The sequence below is a fragment of the Mycobacterium szulgai genome, from assembly GCF_002116635.1.
GTDB lineage: Bacteria > Actinomycetota > Actinomycetes > Mycobacteriales > Mycobacteriaceae > Mycobacterium > Mycobacterium szulgai.
In genome coordinates this window covers 25,834-42,252 of sequence record NZ_LQPW01000154.1, presented here as the reverse complement: position 1 = coordinate 42,252, position 16,419 = coordinate 25,834, and the positions used below count along the sequence as shown (strand labels likewise).

At 65.8% G+C, this 16,419-nt stretch carries 16 protein-coding genes; 11 read left to right on the top strand and 5 right to left on the bottom strand.

What is annotated here, in order from left to right; genetic code table 11:
* The first annotated feature begins 174 nt into the window (after positions 1–174).
* The 4 genes from AWC27_RS23335 (at position 175) to AWC27_RS23320 (ending at position 4,294) form a co-directional block, all read left to right on the top strand.
* A complete protein-coding gene (locus AWC27_RS23335; protein WP_085672687.1) occupies positions 175–1,434 on the top strand; it encodes a cytochrome P450 in 1,260 nt (419 codons plus the stop codon).
* A 70-nt stretch (positions 1,435–1,504) separates the two neighbouring features.
* A complete protein-coding gene (locus AWC27_RS23330) occupies positions 1,505–2,257 on the top strand; it encodes a PP2C family protein-serine/threonine phosphatase (RefSeq protein ID WP_169726848.1) in 753 nt (250 codons plus the stop codon).
* Positions 2,254–3,846 carry an FAD-binding protein gene (locus tag AWC27_RS23325; protein ID WP_085672645.1) on the top strand — a complete coding sequence of 531 codons (1,593 nt, stop codon included), beginning with the start codon at positions 2,254–2,256 and terminating at the stop codon, positions 3,844–3,846. The genes AWC27_RS23330 and AWC27_RS23325 overlap by 4 nt, the downstream gene beginning before the upstream one ends.
* A 13-nt stretch (positions 3,847–3,859) precedes the next feature.
* Entirely contained in the window at positions 3,860–4,294 is a 435-nt protein-coding gene (locus tag AWC27_RS23320) for a hypothetical protein (RefSeq protein ID WP_085672644.1), read from the top strand.
* Between the two features lies 1 nt (position 4,295).
* On the opposite strand, the gene AWC27_RS23315 is transcribed toward AWC27_RS23320, so the two are convergent.
* A complete protein-coding gene (locus tag AWC27_RS23315; RefSeq protein WP_085672643.1) occupies positions 4,296–5,207 on the bottom strand; it encodes an SDR family NAD(P)-dependent oxidoreductase in 912 nt (303 codons plus the stop codon).
* A 108-nt stretch (positions 5,208–5,315) separates the two neighbouring features.
* Here AWC27_RS23315 and AWC27_RS23310 point away from each other — a divergent pair, with 108 nt between their 5' ends.
* The 3 genes from AWC27_RS23310 to AWC27_RS23300 all read left to right on the top strand — a co-directional run bounded on the left by AWC27_RS23310 (position 5,316) and on the right by AWC27_RS23300 (position 9,110).
* Positions 5,316–5,888 carry a TetR/AcrR family transcriptional regulator gene (locus tag AWC27_RS23310; RefSeq protein WP_085672642.1) on the top strand — a complete coding sequence of 191 codons (573 nt, stop codon included), beginning with the start codon at positions 5,316–5,318 and terminating at the stop codon, positions 5,886–5,888.
* The gene (locus AWC27_RS23305) at positions 5,885–6,739 is read left to right on the top strand and encodes a DUF1932 domain-containing protein (protein ID WP_085672641.1); all 855 of its coding nucleotides are present in this window, start codon (positions 5,885–5,887) and stop codon (positions 6,737–6,739) included. Before AWC27_RS23310 ends, AWC27_RS23305 begins: the two co-directional genes overlap by 4 nt.
* A gap of 109 nt (positions 6,740–6,848) precedes the next feature.
* Positions 6,849–9,110 carry an NADP-dependent isocitrate dehydrogenase gene (locus AWC27_RS23300; RefSeq protein WP_085672640.1) on the top strand — a complete coding sequence of 754 codons (2,262 nt, stop codon included), beginning with the start codon at positions 6,849–6,851 and terminating at the stop codon, positions 9,108–9,110.
* 6 nt (positions 9,111–9,116) lie between these two features.
* Here the strand turns inward: AWC27_RS23300 and AWC27_RS23295 are convergent, their stop codons facing one another.
* From AWC27_RS23295 to AWC27_RS23280, 4 genes are read right to left on the bottom strand one after another with little or no spacing between them, the layout of a single operon-like run.
* Positions 9,117–9,908, bottom strand: coding sequence for an MBL fold metallo-hydrolase (locus tag AWC27_RS23295; protein WP_085672686.1), 792 nt, complete (start codon positions 9,906–9,908; stop codon positions 9,117–9,119).
* 8 nt (positions 9,909–9,916) lie between these two features.
* Positions 9,917–10,849 carry an alpha/beta fold hydrolase gene (locus AWC27_RS23290; RefSeq protein ID WP_085672639.1) on the bottom strand — a complete coding sequence of 311 codons (933 nt, stop codon included), beginning with the start codon at positions 10,847–10,849 and terminating at the stop codon, positions 9,917–9,919.
* A 3-nt stretch (positions 10,850–10,852) separates the two neighbouring features.
* Positions 10,853–11,893 (bottom strand): LLM class F420-dependent oxidoreductase, encoded by a 1,041-nt coding sequence (locus AWC27_RS23285; protein WP_085672638.1) that lies wholly within the window; start codon positions 11,891–11,893, stop codon positions 10,853–10,855.
* Between the two features lie 2 nt (positions 11,894–11,895).
* Positions 11,896–12,312, bottom strand: a complete 417-nt coding sequence (locus AWC27_RS23280) for a nuclear transport factor 2 family protein (RefSeq protein WP_085672637.1) — start codon at positions 12,310–12,312, stop codon at positions 11,896–11,898.
* 86 nt (positions 12,313–12,398) lie between these two features.
* Here AWC27_RS23280 and AWC27_RS23275 point away from each other — a divergent pair, with 86 nt between their 5' ends.
* The 4 genes from AWC27_RS23275 (at position 12,399) to AWC27_RS23260 (ending at position 16,413) form a co-directional block, all read left to right on the top strand.
* On the top strand, positions 12,399–12,956 hold the full coding sequence (locus tag AWC27_RS23275) for a PadR family transcriptional regulator (RefSeq protein ID WP_085672636.1): 558 nt from the start codon (positions 12,399–12,401) through the stop codon (positions 12,954–12,956).
* Between the two features lie 39 nt (positions 12,957–12,995).
* Complete coding sequence (locus tag AWC27_RS23270) at positions 12,996–14,450, top strand: flavin-containing monooxygenase (RefSeq protein ID WP_085672635.1); 1,455 nt, start codon at positions 12,996–12,998, stop codon at positions 14,448–14,450.
* A 36-nt stretch (positions 14,451–14,486) separates the two neighbouring features.
* Positions 14,487–15,701, top strand: a complete 1,215-nt coding sequence (locus tag AWC27_RS23265; protein WP_085672685.1) for a GNAT family N-acetyltransferase — start codon at positions 14,487–14,489, stop codon at positions 15,699–15,701.
* Positions 15,702–15,816: 115 nt separating this feature from the next.
* Entirely contained in the window at positions 15,817–16,413 is a 597-nt protein-coding gene (locus AWC27_RS23260; protein ID WP_085672634.1) for a TetR/AcrR family transcriptional regulator, read from the top strand.
* Positions 16,414–16,419 lie beyond the last annotated feature (6 nt).

The following is a 16,419-nucleotide window of genomic DNA, read 5'->3' as shown; positions in this document are numbered from 1 at the left end:
TACGGAACCCCGAACATCGGGGAAATCTCGTATGCCGGCTTGGGCAGCAGCATTCGCCCTGCGCTCGCCGCGCGCTTCTCGCACGTTCCCGCCACACCCGCAGAGTCAATAGGCCAAGGGATTTACGGGTTCTCTCGGATGGTCCGGCGCGGCAAGAGTCAGATAGTGGCCAGCATGACCACTACGATCGATCGACCCAACCGCCCGAGCGTCTTCAATGCCGGGCTGCCGACAATCAACTACGGACAGGCACAACACCCCGACGACGCCCACGCCATCATCCGTCAGGCCCGCGAGCAGTCGCCAATCGCGATGGGACCGTATGGGCCCGAGCTACTCACGTACGATCTTGTGCGAATGACGCTGCGCGACGGTCGTTTTCGGGTGCCGCAGGGAATGTTCCTTGCCGCCCAAGGCATTACGTCAGGCCCGTTGTGGGACCGGGTCGCCGCAAACATTCTCAGCCTCGACGGGGAACAACACCGGCGCCTGCGAAAAATTGTCAGCAAGGCGTTCACACCCGCAGCGACCACGCGGCTGGGCACGACGATCACCGAGATCATCACCGAACTTGTCGACCGCAACAGTGCCCGCGGCGCCTGCGACGTCGTCACCGACATTGCCCGCCAATACCCGATCCCCGTCATCTGTGCCTTACTGGGCGCGCCGTCCGCCGACTGGGAACTGTTCTCCGACTGGACCGATGACATCCTCAAGGCCTTCAGTTGGGAAGCCGCCGCCGCAACGCCGGCGATCCTCACCGCCTGGGATGCCCTCGACGCCTATATCGATGACATGGTCGCGCGGCGGCGGCACGCCCTGACCGGCGACCTGATCTCAGAGTTGATCCACGCCGAAGACGACGGGGACCGCCTCAGCGCCGACGAACTCCGCATGCTGGTGGCCGCCTTGCTGTTGGGCGGCACCGACACCACCCGTCACCAGTTGGGCGCGGCGGCGCACGTGCTGTGCGATCACCCCGAGCAGTGGGCGCTGCTCGGCCAGCATCCAGAGCTGGCAACCCGAGCCGTCGAGGAGCTGATCCGCCATTCACCGGTGACCTTCGTGACGCTGCGCGCAGCTACCGAAGATGTCGAACTGGCCGGCGTGACAATCCCGGCCGGCACGATCGTGGTGATCAACACCGGTTCGGCCAACCGCGATCCCGCGGTCTACGACAATCCGGACCGTCTGGATATCCGCCGCACGGGTGTGCCGCCGATCCAGACCTTCGGCGCCGGCATGCACTATTGCCTCGGTGCCAATCTCGCCCGTCTCGAATTAACCGAAGCGCTGAGGATCATGACCCGGCGCATGCCCAACGCCCGCCGCACCGGACCCGCACCATGGCGACCGGTGAACGCGCTGGGCGGACCCACCACCCTGCCCATCGAATTCGACACCGAGGGTCGCCGCCGGTCGGCCTGCTCGTGAAAAGAGCACTCCCGTGATCTCCGCCGTCCGAACGCATGACTCGCGGCACCGTCTCGGTAATGATGTAGCGGTGGACGAATCCGTGCGGTTTGCCGGGCGCAGTGATATCGGGCGGCTGCGATCCACTAATCAGGACCGCTGGGGCGCCGATGCCGACCAGAATCTCTTCATGGTCGCCGACGGTGTGGCGTGCAGCACCGATGGCGCTCTTGCCGCTGCGCTGGTGATCGAATTACTGCCGACATATGTTGCGCGCCACCTCAAGTCGGCAGAGGACGATCCTGACGCAGCCGAGATGCTGGGCCGTGCCGTCGCGGAGTTCTCCGACGACTTTCGCGCCTACGCCACCACCGATCCGCGGGCGTCCGGGGCCAGCAGCACGGTGGTGGCGGTGGTTATCACGGGTGCGCGAGCATTGATCGCACACCTCGGAGACAGCCGCGTCTATCTGTACCGCGAACACCAACTACAGCGGCTTACCCGCGATCACACCGTGCTGCAGGATTTGATCGACGCGGGCCAAGTCGACATCAAGGACGCCGACGGCCACCCGGCCCGTAACACGCTGAGCCGGCACCTCGCGATGTATCCGCACGCGCTGGCCGATTCGGCCACCGTGGATTTGCACGCGGGCGACCGTATTCTGTTGTGCAGCGACGGCCTATCCGGAGTGGTCGACGAAGCGGGCCTGGTGCGGATACTGGATGAGCAGCGCGATCCCGACGATACCTGTGCGGCTTTCATCGACGCCGCCAACAATGCGGGCGGGCCGGACAACATCACCGCGGTGGTCATCGACATCGCCGATACAGTGACGGAATGACCACCGACCAATCGGCTGACGTGGTGGTGATCGGCTTCGGCGCGGCCGGTGTGTGCGCCGCGATCGCCGCCCGCGAGCAAGGTGCCGACGTCATCGCAGTGGACCGTGCCAACGGTGGCGGCGCCACCGCAATGTCGGGTGGCATCATCTACGCCGGCGCAGGCACGGCAATCCAGCGGCAGGCCGGGGTCAGCGACAGCGCCGAGCAGATGCTGACCTACCTGCGGCTCGAAGTGGGCGACGCCGTCAGCGCGAAGACGCTGGAATCCTTCGTGCAGGGCAGCCCCGAAATGATCGACTGGCTGATCAAGTACGGCGTGCCGTTCGACTCCACCCTGTGCCCCTATAAGACCTCGTTTCCCAACAATCGCTACTACCTGTACCACTCGGGCAGCGAGAACGCCGGGGCCTTCCGCTGCCACACCCCGCCGGTGCAGCGCGGCCATCGGGTGAAGGGAAAGGGCACCTCCGGCAAGAAGATGTATGAGCCGTTGGCCAAATCCGCACTGTCCCTTGGCGTCCGGCTTCTCCCACATACCACCGCGACCCGTCTGATCCAGGATCCGGCCGGGCGTGTCAGCGGGGTCGAAACGAGCACAATGAGCTACGCGCCGCCGCGGATCCGCAGGTTATATGCCGAGCTGTCGGCTATATCGGCCAAACCCGGCGTCTACTACCCGCCGCTGCGGCGCGTGCTGGAACACCGACTGCGCAAGCTGGAACGGCGCTACGCCCAAACATTGCGCATCAACGCGCAGCGCGCGGTGATCGTCTGCGCCGGCGGGTTCATCGCCAACACCGAATGGGTGCATCGGTTCGCGCCGCAATACCTCAACGGGCTGCAACTGGGCACCAGCGGCGACGACGGCAGCGGCATCGCGCTGGCGCAGAGCGTCGGAGCGGTGACCGAGCGGATGGACAACATTTCGGCGTGGCGCTTCATCACGCCGCCGAGCGCATTCATCAGCGCGATCATCGTCGATGCGCAGGGCCAACGCATCATCGACGAAAGCCGTTACGGCGCCGCCGTCGGACAAGCCATGGTGCGAAACCACAACGGCAAGGGCTGGATTCTGGCCGACGCCGCGCTGATGCGCGAAGCCCGGCGCCAAATGATCCAGCAGCCCTTGTGGTTTCAGCGTGCGCAGTCGGCAGCGCTGATGTCCCTCGACTCCGTCAGACGCGCCTCGCTACACGAGGTCGCACAGGCGGCCGGCGTCGATCCGGAGGGACTGCTGGCCACGGTCACGGCGCACAACGATGCGATCGACAACGGGACACCGGATCCGGCCGGCAAGCCCGCCGAGTTCGTCCGGCGCATCTCGCAACCGCCCTTTACGCTGCTGAACATCTCGGTGCGGCCCAGTCTGCTCAACCCCACTCCGATGCTTACCCTGGGTGGCATCCGGGTCGACGAAGACACCGGCGCGGTGCTCAATGGAGCGGGCGAGCGGATTCCCGGCCTGTTCAGCGCCGGACGCACTGCCACCGGCATCTGCTCCAACTCCTACGTCAGCGGGCTATCGCTGTCCGACTGCGTCTTCGCCGGCCGGCGAGCCGGGACACACGCGGCCGCAGCATCTGCCTGAGATGATGAGGCCTATGACAGTTGCGTGGGATACGCCGGTAGTCGATGGTGAGGCCGCTGACGTTGTCGTGGGCTCGATAGCGGTCCGGGACAGTGTCGCCGTAGCGGGATCGGTCGCAGTCGCCGGCAGCGCCGCGGTGGCCGGGTCGGCCAGCACCGCGGGCAGCGTGGCAGTTGCGGGATCGGTCGCCACCGCGGGCAGCGTCGCGGTCGCCGGGTCGGCGGCCACCGCGGGCAGCGTCGCGGTGATCAGCAGCCTGTTGACCGTGCTGTGTGTCGCCGTCCGCGAATGCGTTGCCTGTTTGGGCTGCATCGCCTGCACCCGATGCGTGGCCTGCATCGGGTGCGTGCGATGTACCGACTGCGTCGGGTGCATCGGCTGCGTGAATTGCTCAGGCCTACGGAATGTCAAGGGCGCCAGAAACATTCACGCCGAAGCCGCCGCCTGAATCAGCCGACGGGATAGACCACCTTGGTGAGTTCTTCGGAGACCGTCCACAGCCGGCGCTGCAGCCCGGCGTCATGCGACTGCCGGCTGGACGCCACGACTTTCGGGTAACCCCGCGTCTCCTGGAATCCATCGGGCCCGAAGTACTGGCCGCCGAGCACCTCAGGGTCGGTGGCGGCCCGCAACTGCGGCAGGGCACCCAGCGAGGGATCTTGGAACAGCGGGCCAAGCACTGCGCTCGCGGCGACGAGCACCCGCGGCAGGTTGCGCATCAGCTCGGTGTTGGAGCCACCCGGGTGGGCGGCCACCGCGATGGTGGTGCCGCTCGGCGCCAGTCGGCGCTGCAGCTCGTAGGTGAACAGCAGATTGGCGAGCTTGGCCTGCCCGTACGCTCCGACCCGGCTGTAGCGGCGTTCCCACTGCAGGTCGTCGAAATGGATCGCGGCGCGGATACGGTGGCCGATGCTACTGACGGTTATCACCCGCGAACCCGGCACGGGCAACAGCCGATCCAGTAGCAGGCCGGTGAATGCGAAGTGGCCCAAATGGTTTGTTCCGAACTGCATTTCGAAGCCGTCCGCGGTGGTCGACTTTGGTGTGTACATCACGCCGGCGTTGTTGATCAGCAGGTCGATGCGGTCGTGATCGTCGCGCAGCTGCGCCGCGGCCGCACGCACCGATTCCAGTGAGGACAGGTCGAGCTCCTGCAATTCGACTTCCGCTCCCGGGGTGGCCGCGGCGATCCGGGCCGCCGCCTGCTTGCCCTTCTCGAGATTGCGCACGGCCAGCACGACGCGGGCGCCGTGCGCGGCCAGCGCCGCGGCCGTCTCAAAGCCAAGGCCGGTATTCGCGCCGGTGATGACGGCGGTGCGGCCGGTTTGGTCCGGAATGTCGTCGGCGGTCCATTTGGTCATGAGGGACTCCTCGCTATGATGCGATAAACGGGGCGAGCGCTCCGCTTGGCTCCGACTATACGGAACGTGCGCCCCGTTTTGTCAACACGTGTACTCCAGGGGTGAAAGTTGGGTCGATGCGGTCGGCCGGTTCGCGCAGACGCCGCCCGTAACCGGGCGCGCGTGCTGGAGGTCGCCTATGAGACCTTTGCCGCCGAGGGTCTGACGGTGCCGATCGACGAGATCGCCCGGCGCGCAGGCGTCGGCGCCGGCACCGTGTACCGGCACTTCCCCACCAAGGAGGCGCTCTTCCAGGCGGTGATCGCCGACCGGATGGGCCGCATCATCGGCGAGGGCCGCGCCTTGCTCAAGTCCGAGCAGCCCGGCCAGGCTTTGTTTGCGTTTCTGCATTCGATGGTGTTGCAGTGGGGCGCCACCGACCGCGGCCTTGTCGAGGCGCTGGCCGGCCTCGGGATCGACATCAACAGCACCGTTCCCGAGGCTGAGCAGGACTTCCTGAGCCTGCTCGCCGAACTGCTACGCGCGGCCCAGGACGCGGGTACCGCACGCCCAGATGTGGGAGTGCCCGAGGTAAAGGCGCTGCTGGTCGGCTGCCAAGCGATGCAGGGTTATAACGCCGAGATCGCCGAACGGGTCACTGAGGTGGCCCTCGACGGCCTGCGCGCCGGGCAGCCGCGATGACAGTCGTGACCTTGTTGCATCCCGGTTCGATGGGCGCCGCGGTGGGTGCCCAGGCAGGGCGTAGCGGCGCGATCGTGCGGTGGGTTGCCGCCGGCCGCAGCGCCGAAACGGGTAGGCGCGCCAAGGACGCGGACCTGGTCGAATGCGCCGAGCTGGCTGCCGCGCTCGACGGCAGCGACATCGTCGTGTCGATCTGCCCACCCGCGCACGCCGAGGACGTGGCTCGCTTGGTTGCCGAAAGCACCGAAAGCGCCTTCACCGGTGTCTACCTCGACGCCAACGCGATCGCCCCGGCCCGGATGCAACGGGTCGCGGCCGCATTGCCGACGGCGCTGCTCGCCGACGGCGCAATCATCGGCGAGCCGCCGATGACACCGGGCACCACCCGCCTCTACGTATGCGGCCATGCGGAACGGATCGCGCGGCTCTTCGAAGGCACCGCACTCGAGGTCGTCACGCTGCCCGGCGACATCGGCCAGGCGTCAGCGTTGAAGATGGCCTACGCGTCCTATCAAAAGGCCAGTCGGGTCTTGGGCGCCGTCGCCCACGCCCTGGCCCAGCGGCACGGCGTTGAAGACCACCTGGCCCGGGAGGCCGACCTGTTGCACAGCCGCCCGCTTGCCGACACCGACGCATTTCGCGCCGCCGCGGCCCGCGCCTGGCGATGGGCACCGGAAATGCGTGAGGCCGACGAGGCGTTGCGCGCCGCCGGGCTTCCCGGCGACATGGCGGTAGGCGCCGCCACCGCGCTCGAGCGCTGGACGTCAGTCAAGGACCGTGACGACCTCGACGTCGCCGCCGTGCTTGCGCTGCTCTGGAAACCGCCGCCAAACGGCGAGGCTGTGCGCTGAAAGCTGGCCGCGGACGCACAGCACCGGTGGATCATTAGTAAGGTCGAACAGGCAATCCGTACGGACCCCTTCGCCAATCTTGACCGACAGTGACGCCGGGAGAACAACCATGAGCGCCGAGCCGACCATCATCTACACGCTGACCGACGAGGCGCCGCTGCTGGCGACCTACGCCTTTCTGCCGATCGTCCGCGCCTTCGCCGAACCGGCAGGCATCACGATCAAGTCCAGCGACATCTCGCTGGCAGCCCGCATCCTGGCCGAGTTCCCCGATCGTCTGACCGACGAGCAGCGGGTGCCCGACAACCTTGCCGAGCTGGGCGAGCTGACGCAGAAGCCGGAAACCAACATCATCAAGCTGCCGAACATCAGCGCCTCGGTGCCCCAGCTCGTCGCGGCCATCAAGGAGTTGAAGAGCAAGGGATACGACCTGCCCGACTTCCCCCAGGATCCCAAGACCGACGAGGAGAAGAAGATCCGGGACCGCTACGCCAACTGCTTGGGTAGCGCGGTGAATCCGGTACTGCGGGAAGGCAATTCGGACCGTCGCGCGCCGAAGGCGGTCAAAGAGTATGCCCGCAAGCATCCACACAGCATGGGCGAGTGGTCGATGGCCTCCCGTACTCACGCCGCGACCATGAAGCACGGCGACTTCTACCACGGCGAGAAGTCGCTGACGCTGGATCGCGCCCGCAACGTGAAGATGGTACTGGAGACCAAGAGCGGTGAAACGCTGGTGCTCAAGCCCAAGGTCGAACTGCTCGAGGGCGACATCATCGACAGCATGTTCATGAGCAAGAAAGCCTTGGTGGAGTTCTACGAAGAGCAGATGGAAGACGCCCGCAAGACCGGCGTCATGTTCTCGTTGCACGTCAAGGCCACCATGATGAAGATTTCGCATCCGATCGTCTTCGGGCACGCGGTGAAGGTCTTCTACAAGGACGCCTTCGCCAAGCACCAGCAGTTGTTCGACGAACTCGGTGTCAACGTCAACAACGGCATGGTGGATCTCTACGACAAGATCGAGTCGCTGCCCGCCTCGCAGCACGACGAGATCATCAGAGACCTGCACGCCTGCCATGAGCATCGTCCGGAGCTGGCGATGGTGGATTCGGCCAAGGGAATCACCAACTTCCACTCGCCCAGCGACGTGATCGTGGACGCTTCGATGCCGGCCATGATCCGCGCCGGCGGCAAGATGTACGGCGCCGACGGACGGACCAAGGACACCAAAGCGGTGATGCCGGAATCCACCTTCTCCCGCATCTACCAGGAACTGATCAACTTCTGTAAGACCAACGGCGCCTTCGATCCCAAGACCATGGGCACCGTCCCCAACGTCGGCCTGATGGCACAGCAGGCCGAAGAGTACGGCTCGCACGACAAGACCTTCGAGATCCCCGAGGACGGCGTCGCCAACATCGTCGACGTGGACACCGACGAGGTGCTGCTGACCCAGAACGTCGAAGCCGGCGACATCTGGCGCATGCCGATAGTTCGGGACGCACCCATCCGCGACTGGGTCAAGCTGGCGGTGACCCGCGCCCGCCTCTCCGGCATGCCCGTGCTGTTCTGGCTGGACCCCTACCGGCCGCACGAGAACGAGCTGATCAAGAAGGTCAAGACCTACCTGAAGGAGCACGACACCGAAGGCCTCGACATCCAGATCATGTCGCAGGTGCGCGCCATGCGTTACACGATCGAACGGCTGATCCGCGGGCTGGACACGATCGCGGCCACCGGCAACATCTTGCGCGACTACCTCACCGACCTGTTCCCGATCCTGGAGCTGGGCACCAGCGCCAAAATGCTGTCCATCGTGCCGCTGATGGCCGGCGGTGGGATGTATGAAACCGGGGCGGGCGGTTCGGCGCCCAAGCACGTCAAGCAGCTGGTGGAAGAGAATCACCTGCGCTGGGATTCGCTGGGCGAATTCCTGGCACTGGCCGTCAGTTTCGAGGACCTGGGCCGCAAGAGCGACAACGAGCGCGCCAAGATTCTGGCCAAGACCCTCGACGCGGCGACGGGCAAGCTGCTGGAAAACGACAAGAGCCCGTCGCGCAAGACTGGTGAGCTCGACAATCGGGGCAGCCAGTTCTACCTGGCCCTGTACTGGGCCCAGGAACTCGGCGCGCAGACCGAGGACAAGGAGTTGCAGAAGCACTTCGCCGCGCTCGCCGAAAAGTTGGCCGAGAACGAAGAGGTCATTGTGCGCGAACTCAATGAGGTCCAGGGCCAAGAGGCCGACATCGGGGGCTACTACTTTCCCGACCCGGAGAAGACCGCGGCGGTGATGCGGCCGAGCAAGACGTTCAATGCCGTGCTGACCGGCGACAAGGGCTGGGAAGACCCCCGCGCTGAGTCGCTCTAGCTCGCTTTACGCCGCATGCTGGCTGTCGCGGGCCCGCGCGTAGAGCCCCGGGTCGTGTGCGCACACGATGAGCAGGCCGGGTTCTTGGCGGTGGTACAGCTCGGTCAAGCGGTCCTGGTTGGCGCGAAGCTGTTTGCGGTCGAAGGCGAACATCGCTTCTTGAGCGCTCAGCACGCGCGGCACGCGCGAGCGCCCGTCGATGGTGCCGGAGTGGTAGAAGGCGTCGCCGCAGTGCAGGATCCAGCGGTGGCCGGCATCGACCGCGACCGCGGCGTGGCCACGCGTATGGCCGGGCATGGGAACCAGCACGACCCCTGGATCGATGGCGTCGAGGGGTTTCGCGGCGGCGAAACCTCGCCATGATTCGCCGGCTGGGCCGTGCTCGACGAGGCTGGGCCCATGCGCCCATTGCCCGCTGCGGTAACGCAGCTTCTCCCGCGCGGAGGGTGCGTGCACGGCGCCCAGCGCTTCGGCCGCGGTGACATGAATTTGGGCGGATGGGAAGTCGGCGATACCGCCGATATGGTCGAAGTCGAAGTGGGTGATGACGATGTGCCGTACGTCGCTGCGGTCGAAGCCGAGTTCTTCAATCTGGTGGACTGCGGTCTCCTGGCGCGACAATACCGGCCGCAGGAAATGCCGGAAAGGACCAATCCTGCTTGGGTTTTCGCAATCCTGGATGCCGAAGCCGGTGTCGACGAGCACGAGCCCGTTCTGCGTTTCGACTAGGAGCACATGGGCCACCAGCGACGCTCCCGGCATTTTCATGGTGCCGCAGTTGAGATGGTGAACTTTCACATCGGACATCAGTGGCTCCCTGCCGACCTCTGTATTACCAGCTCGACGCCGGCCACCACCACGTCAGGCTGGTGGATCTGAATGAAGTGGTCGCTGCCCGCGGCCACGATGTGTGGTGTTTGCGGCCGCAGTGCGACGAGATCGGCAGCACCGTCACGCCATGCCTGTTCTAACTGCGGGCCTTTTTCGGTCGGGACGTCCGGGGGAATGATGAAGGGCTCGGTTCTGGTGAGCACCGCGGTAGGGATGGGCGGGAACGCAGCAGCGGCGGACACCTGCTCGACGCTGGTGTCGATGTCGACTAGCTCGAACGACGGCGCGGTGGCGAACTGCGGCAACGGGCCATCCAGCGCCCGCCGATAAGCCGGCCAGTCGGATTCCATCAGGCTCGGAATCTCGACGGCGAAGGCGTCGACGAATACCAGCGCGCGCACCTGCGCGGGATAGGTCTGCGCGTACAGCCGGACGAACAAGCCACCCAGCGAGTGCCCGACCAGGATGTACGGCCCCGGCAGCCGAGCGGCACCGAGCAACGCATGCAGGTCGGCAACGACGTCTTGCGCGGTGCGTGGCATCGGCGCCGGCGAACTGCGGTCGGTAATCGTGGGCGGGGTGGACGAGCGCAAGGTTCCAGGCCGGTCGTATGCGCACACCCGATGCTGCCTTGCAAGCGCGGGCAACACGGCCGGTCCTACCGCCGGCGCGGCAGCATCGGACACGCCCCACAGATCCGACGCATTGTGGTAGCCAGACTCCAAAATGATTGTCGGGCTGCCCTTTCCGCGACACTCGAGATAAAGGTGCCGCCCGTTGCCGATGTCGACCGAACCGCTGAAGTCGCCCGCTGCGACCGCCGCTCGGGCCGGTCGGCTGTTCACCGGATCGGCCGCGCATCCCGACAGCGCAACCAGCAATGCGAGGGTGAATGCGAATCGGTTCATCGGCTAGTCAACGAGTTGACGCAACTCCTCGATGAGCTTGACCCGCTCCGCTGGTGACCCCGCCATGGGCGTCACGTTCAGCGTCGTGACCCCCGCCGCGCGGAACGCCGCCACTCGCTCCTTGACGAACTCGCGGGTGCCGATCAGGTTGACGTCGCGAACGAGCTCGTCGGGTACCACCTTGGCCGCACCCTCCTTGTCGCCGGCGAGGTAGAGCTCTTGGATGCGGTCGGCCTGCGGCCCGTACCCGTACTTGGTGGCCAGGGTGTGATAGAAGTTCTTGCCCTTGGCGCCCATTCCGCCGATGTAGAGGGCCAAGTGGGGTTTGACGAATTCCCTTAGGGATTCGACGTTTTCGCCGATGGCCAGCGCCGGGCCGGCATACACCTCGAGCTGGCCCAGCGCCGGATCGCGCTTGGCCTGGCCGGTGGCCAGCGACTCGCCCCACACGTCCTGCGCCTTCTCCGGCAGATAGAAGATCGGTTGCCAGCCTTCGGCGATTTCGGCCGCCAGTTCGACGTTCTTGGGTCCGAGCGCGGCCACCAGTATCGGAATGCGTTCCCGCACAGGGTGGTTGATGAGCTTCAGCGGCTTGCCCAGCCCGGTGCCCTGCCCGGCCGGCAGCGGAATCGTGTAGTGCTTGCCCTGGTAGTCGAGAGTCTCGCGGCGCCACACCCGACGGCAGATCTCGATCACTTCCCGGGTGCGGCCGATCGGGGCGTCGTAGGGCACACCGTGAAAACCCTCGATCACCTGGGGGCCGGAGGCACCCAGACCGAGGGTGAACCGGCCGTCGGAGACGTAGTCCAAACCGGCCGCGGTCATCGCGGTCAGCGTGGGTGTCCGGGTGTAGAGCTGCAGGATGCCCGAGGCCAACTCGACGCGTTCGGTGCTTGCGGCCAGGTAGCCCAGCGCGCTCACCGCGTCGAACGAATACGCTTCGGGGACAAAGACAATATCGAGGCCGGCCCGTTCCAGGTCCGCCACTTCGGCGGCGACATCCTTGAAGCCGCCGGCATAGTTGATGCCCAATCCGATTCTCATGGTCAGCCTGCCTGCGCGGCGAATTCGAGCGCCTCTTGCTGAATCCGGTCGAACTGGGCCCCCATCGCCTCGGACAGTGCGGTTGCACCCGACAGCGGCCGGACCATCACCATGAAGTCGTCGATGAGGCCGTCGTCGTTGAAGTGCAGGAAATCGCAGCCGGTGATCTTCACCCCCGGCGAGCCCGAAATCCCGGCTTCGAAGACGAACGCGTGATCGCGGCCGTTGGCGTCGGTGATCTCCCGGATGTAGTGAAAGTCCTCGAAGACCCGCAACACACCGCTCAGCAGGGCTGCGGTGATCGGCTTGCCGACGTACGGCTTGAACGCCACCGGGCTGGTGAATACGACGTCGTCGGCCAACATCGCCTGGACGGCCGCCTCATCGCGCGCTTCGACCGCCTTACGGAATGGATGCATGTGGACAAGTTAGACGCCACACCCCGGACGTGTCCATAGGTGATTAATCACTTTGTTGAATAGGTGCATGGTTATATGATCGCCCGATGTCCCTGCGAGACGCCGTGCTGGCTGCGCTGCTCGAGGGCGAATCGTCGGGATACGACCTGGCCAAGGGCTTCGATGCGTCGGTGGCGAACTTCTGGATGGCCACCCCGCAGCAGTTGTATCGCGAACTCGACCGGCTGGCCGAACAAGGCCTTATCTCCGCACGCGTCGTTCACCAGGAACGCCGGCCGAACAAGCGGATGTATACGCTCACCGAGGCCGGCCATGAGGCGATCCGGCAGTTCACCGCGCGGGCACCCAAGCCGTCGGTGATCCGTGATGAGTTGCTGGTCAAAGTCCAAGCCGCCGACGCCGGTGACACGCAAGCGGTCCGCGACTTCATCGCCGGACGACTTCACTGGGCCAGCGCCAAACTGCAACGCTACGAACGGCTTCGGGCCCGCATGCTTGACGGCCGTACCGAAGGGGCTTTCCTCGCCGAGGCAGAGCGAGTGGGCCCCTACCTGACGCTGCTGCGCGGAATCTCGTTCGAGGAGGAGAACATTCGCTGGGCTGAGCATGCGTTGACGATCATCGACCACCGGTACCGGCTATGACCCCGATCCGAACGCAGCTATGAGAAGCGGGATCAGCGGATGAGCCGAGAGCCGCGGGTTGTCATCATCGGCGCCGGTCTGGCCGGAATCACCGCGCTGCACATCTTCACCCACCGTGGCTGCACCGACGTCACCGTGCTGGACAAGGCGTCCGACGTGGGCGGGGTATGGCACTGGAACCACTATCCCGGCCTCACCTGCGACGTGCCCTCTCAGCTTTACCAATTCGGTTTCGCACCGAAGCCCGATTGGTCGCACGTCTGGGCCGACGGCCGCGACATCCAGCGCTATCACCGCGAGGTGGTGGATTCGCTCGGCTTGGGCGATCGCATCCGGTTGAACACCGAAGTCGTTGCCGCACAGTGGTGTGCTGACACCGCGAGCTGGACATTGACCACCACCGGCAGCGAGCAGATCGTCGCCGACGTCGTCGTCTGCGCCACCGGAGTGCTCCACCACCCGGCGACCCCGGACATTCCCGGCCTCGACGAGTTCGCCGGCCCGGTGGTGCATACCGCGCGCTGGGACGACGAGCTTGATCTGTGCGGCAAGCGAATCGCGGTCATCGGCACCGGATCCACAGGTGTGCAAATCGTTTCCGCGCTGCAGCCGAGCGCGGCGGCCATCGCCCACTACGTCCGCTCCCCGCAGTGGATTCTCTGGGCGCCGATGTCGTTGCGCCAGAGCGTTTTTCTCAGCGCGGCGCTGACCCGTTGGCCCAGGGCGCACGAGGCACTGTACCGGGGCCTGCTGTGGGGCTCGGGAATTCTGGCCGACGTCACCACCAGGCCGTCGTGGCGCCGGCGCACGGTCCAGGCCTACGCCCGGCTCTGCCTGCGCCTGCAGGTCCGCGACCCAGACCTGCGCAGCCGGTTGACCCCCGACTACCAGCCGCTGTGCAAACGGCAGGTGGTGTCCGGAACCTATTACCGCGCAATACAATCCGACAACGCTGAGCTGGTGACCGAACGGATCACCGAGGTGACACCCACCGGCATTCGCACCGCCGACGGCCGTGACCGGCCCGTCGACGTCATCATTCTGGCCACCGGATTTCAGACGCACAACTACATGCGGCCCATGGAGATCACCGGCCGTGACGGCCTGACCATCGATAAGGCGTGGGCCGGCGGCCCGAGGGCATACCGGATGACCGCTATCCCCGGATTCCCCAACCTGTTCACCGTGCTGGGTCCGAACTCGCCCACCGGATCCATCTCTCTGCAGTATTCGGCCGAACGGACTGCCAATTACATCGCGCGGTTCCTGGACATGCTGCGCGCCGGCACGGCGACCTCGATCGAGGTGACCGAGGAGGCCACCGACGAATTCAACGCCGCGGTGGCCGCGGCCATGACGCCCACGGTCTGGAATACCGGCTGCAACTCCTGGTACCGCACCGAAAACAACACCATCGATCTGTGGCCGTATGACCGCGCGACGCTGACGGCCATGCTGGCCGACCCGGAGCCCGGGCACTTCGACATCCGCTAAGGCGTGCCGGCCGCCGTCGGCGATTACATTTGCCGGGTGAGCACCGATATCCGGGTTCTGGACAGCGAAGACGACCTGCTGGCTGCCGCCAAAGTGTTTCGCGCGGCGATGGTCGGCTTGCCGCCACTACCGAATCTGCCGCCGGGGCAGATCACGCAGCTCCTCGAACCGGGCCGCACAATCGGTGCATTCGTCGACGGCAAATTGATCGGCACCGCTGACGCCATAACCGGCCGACTGACGTTGCCGGGCGGAGCCACCGTGGCCCACGCCGGCGTGACACACATCGGCGTACTGCCGTCGTTCACCAGGCGCGGTATCGCCACCGGACTGGTGCACCACCAGCTACACGACTTCGCTGCGCGCGGTGAGGTGGTCGCCACACTGCGCGCGTCGGAGGCGACCATCTATGGTCGCTACGGCTATGGCGTCGCCAATTCGGTGCAAAGTATCGAGGTGCAGGCGGCGCGGGCAAAGCTGCGGCCAGGAGTCGAAGCCGGCGGGCGGGTGCGACTCATCGAGGCCGCGCAGGCGTGGGATCTGCTGCCCAGGATCTACCGGGAGAATCGCCCGTGCCGGGCCGGAACGGTTGACCGCCCGCAGGCGTGGTGGGAGAGTCTGCAGCTGCGCACCGAATCATCGCCGGGCCCTTCATATATCGCAGTGCACGGCGAGCCGGGCGCCGAATCCGGCTTCGCCCGCTACCGCCCCACCGACACCGGCACGTGGTTCGTCAGCGATCAGCGGACCATCGTGGTCGAGGATTTCTTCGCCCCCACCACCGAGGCCTATCTCGGGTTGCTGCGCTTCCTGCTCGGCCTGGATCTCATTGACCGCGTGGTGTTCTGGATGCTGCCGCTCGACGATCCGCTGCCGGCCCTGCTGCTCGACCGCCGTGCCGCGAAGATCACCGCGGTGCACGACGAAACGTGGCTGCGCGTCATCGACGTCGCAACGGCGCTGTCGGCGCGCAGCTATGCGGGCGAGGGCGCCGTTACTATCGCGGTCGACGATCCGGTGTTGCGAAATTCGGGCCGGTTCACCATCAGCGCCGACGGTGCCGAATCGAGCACCCGGCCCGCCGAAGTGCATATCACGATCGAGGGCCTGGGCGCGGTGCTGCTCGGTGGCCATAACTGGCGCAGCCTCGCGGTCGCCGGACTGGCCCGCACCGACGATCCGGCGGCGCTCGTAGTGGCCGATCGGCTCTTCGCGGTACCGCAGGCTCCATACGCCGGGTTCTTTTTCTAGGAGCACCGAGCGTGCACTGACCGCGATTTTTCGCCGGTTTTCTCGCTGTGGGTGCACGTTCGGCGCAGCCGGATCGGTTTGCGCCGATGGAAGGTGAGTGAGTACTCTCTCACTCATGCTCGCCTCCGGACGTGACCGGCTGCTGGCCGAGGCGCTGAAGCTGTTTGCCGCTAAGGGGTATGCGGCGACGTCGGTCGCCGACATTCAGCGCGCCTCCGGCCTGGCGCCGGGATCGGGCGCGCTGTACAAGCATTTCGCCTCCAAGCGTGCGCTGCTGGAGGCGGCGGTCAGCCACCGCATCGAGAGCGTGGTCGCCGCGCGAGAGGAATACGACGCAGGCCGGCCGAAGACCGTCGAGGATGCGGTGCGCACCGCAGGCCAGCTGATCTGGAACAACCTGAAGCAGAGTGAGGATCTGCTGAAGGTCATGCTGCGCGAACCCGACGAACTCGGCGATCTCGACGAGAAGACCTGGCAGGTGATCACCGACAACGCCTACCAGCGATTCGCCGACGAACTCGGCAAGGCGAACAACCGCGGACGGATGACCGTCCGCGATCCCGAAGCAGCCGCGGCAGTTGCAATCGGGTCCCTGTCCTATGCCGCCACGCTGCAAGCGCTGACCGGCCGCCTCCCCGGAAACGTTGATGAGAAGCGTTATTTCGAGGCGTGGGTCAGCCAAACGGTCAGCTACCTAACCACCAAGGAATAAAGGACC

Bases quoted from the DNA above. Each gene is read 5' to 3' on its own strand.
- AWC27_RS23260 (WP_085672634.1), top strand. From the start codon at position 15,817: ATGCTCGCCTCCGGACGTGACCGGCTGCTGGCCGAGGCGCTGAAGCTG.
- AWC27_RS23325 (WP_085672645.1), top strand. From the start codon at position 2,254: ATGACCACCGACCAATCGGCTGACGTGGTGGTGATCGGCTTCGGCGCG.
- AWC27_RS23275 (WP_085672636.1), top strand. From the start codon at position 12,399: ATGTCCCTGCGAGACGCCGTGCTGGCTGCGCTGCTCGAGGGCGAATCG.
- AWC27_RS23270 (WP_085672635.1), top strand. From the start codon at position 12,996: ATGAGCCGAGAGCCGCGGGTTGTCATCATCGGCGCCGGTCTGGCCGGA.
- AWC27_RS23305 (WP_085672641.1), top strand. From the start codon at position 5,885: ATGACAGTCGTGACCTTGTTGCATCCCGGTTCGATGGGCGCCGCGGTG.
- AWC27_RS23280 (WP_085672637.1), bottom strand. From the start codon at position 12,312: ATGCATCCATTCCGTAAGGCGGTCGAAGCGCGCGATGAGGCGGCCGTC.
- AWC27_RS23285 (WP_085672638.1), bottom strand. From the start codon at position 11,893: ATGAGAATCGGATTGGGCATCAACTATGCCGGCGGCTTCAAGGATGTC.
- AWC27_RS23300 (WP_085672640.1), top strand. From the start codon at position 6,849: ATGAGCGCCGAGCCGACCATCATCTACACGCTGACCGACGAGGCGCCG.
- AWC27_RS23335 (WP_085672687.1), top strand. From the start codon at position 175: ATGACCACTACGATCGATCGACCCAACCGCCCGAGCGTCTTCAATGCC.
- AWC27_RS23320 (WP_085672644.1), top strand. From the start codon at position 3,860: ATGACAGTTGCGTGGGATACGCCGGTAGTCGATGGTGAGGCCGCTGAC.
- AWC27_RS23290 (WP_085672639.1), bottom strand. From the start codon at position 10,849: ATGAACCGATTCGCATTCACCCTCGCATTGCTGGTTGCGCTGTCGGGA.
- AWC27_RS23315 (WP_085672643.1), bottom strand. From the start codon at position 5,207: ATGACCAAATGGACCGCCGACGACATTCCGGACCAAACCGGCCGCACC.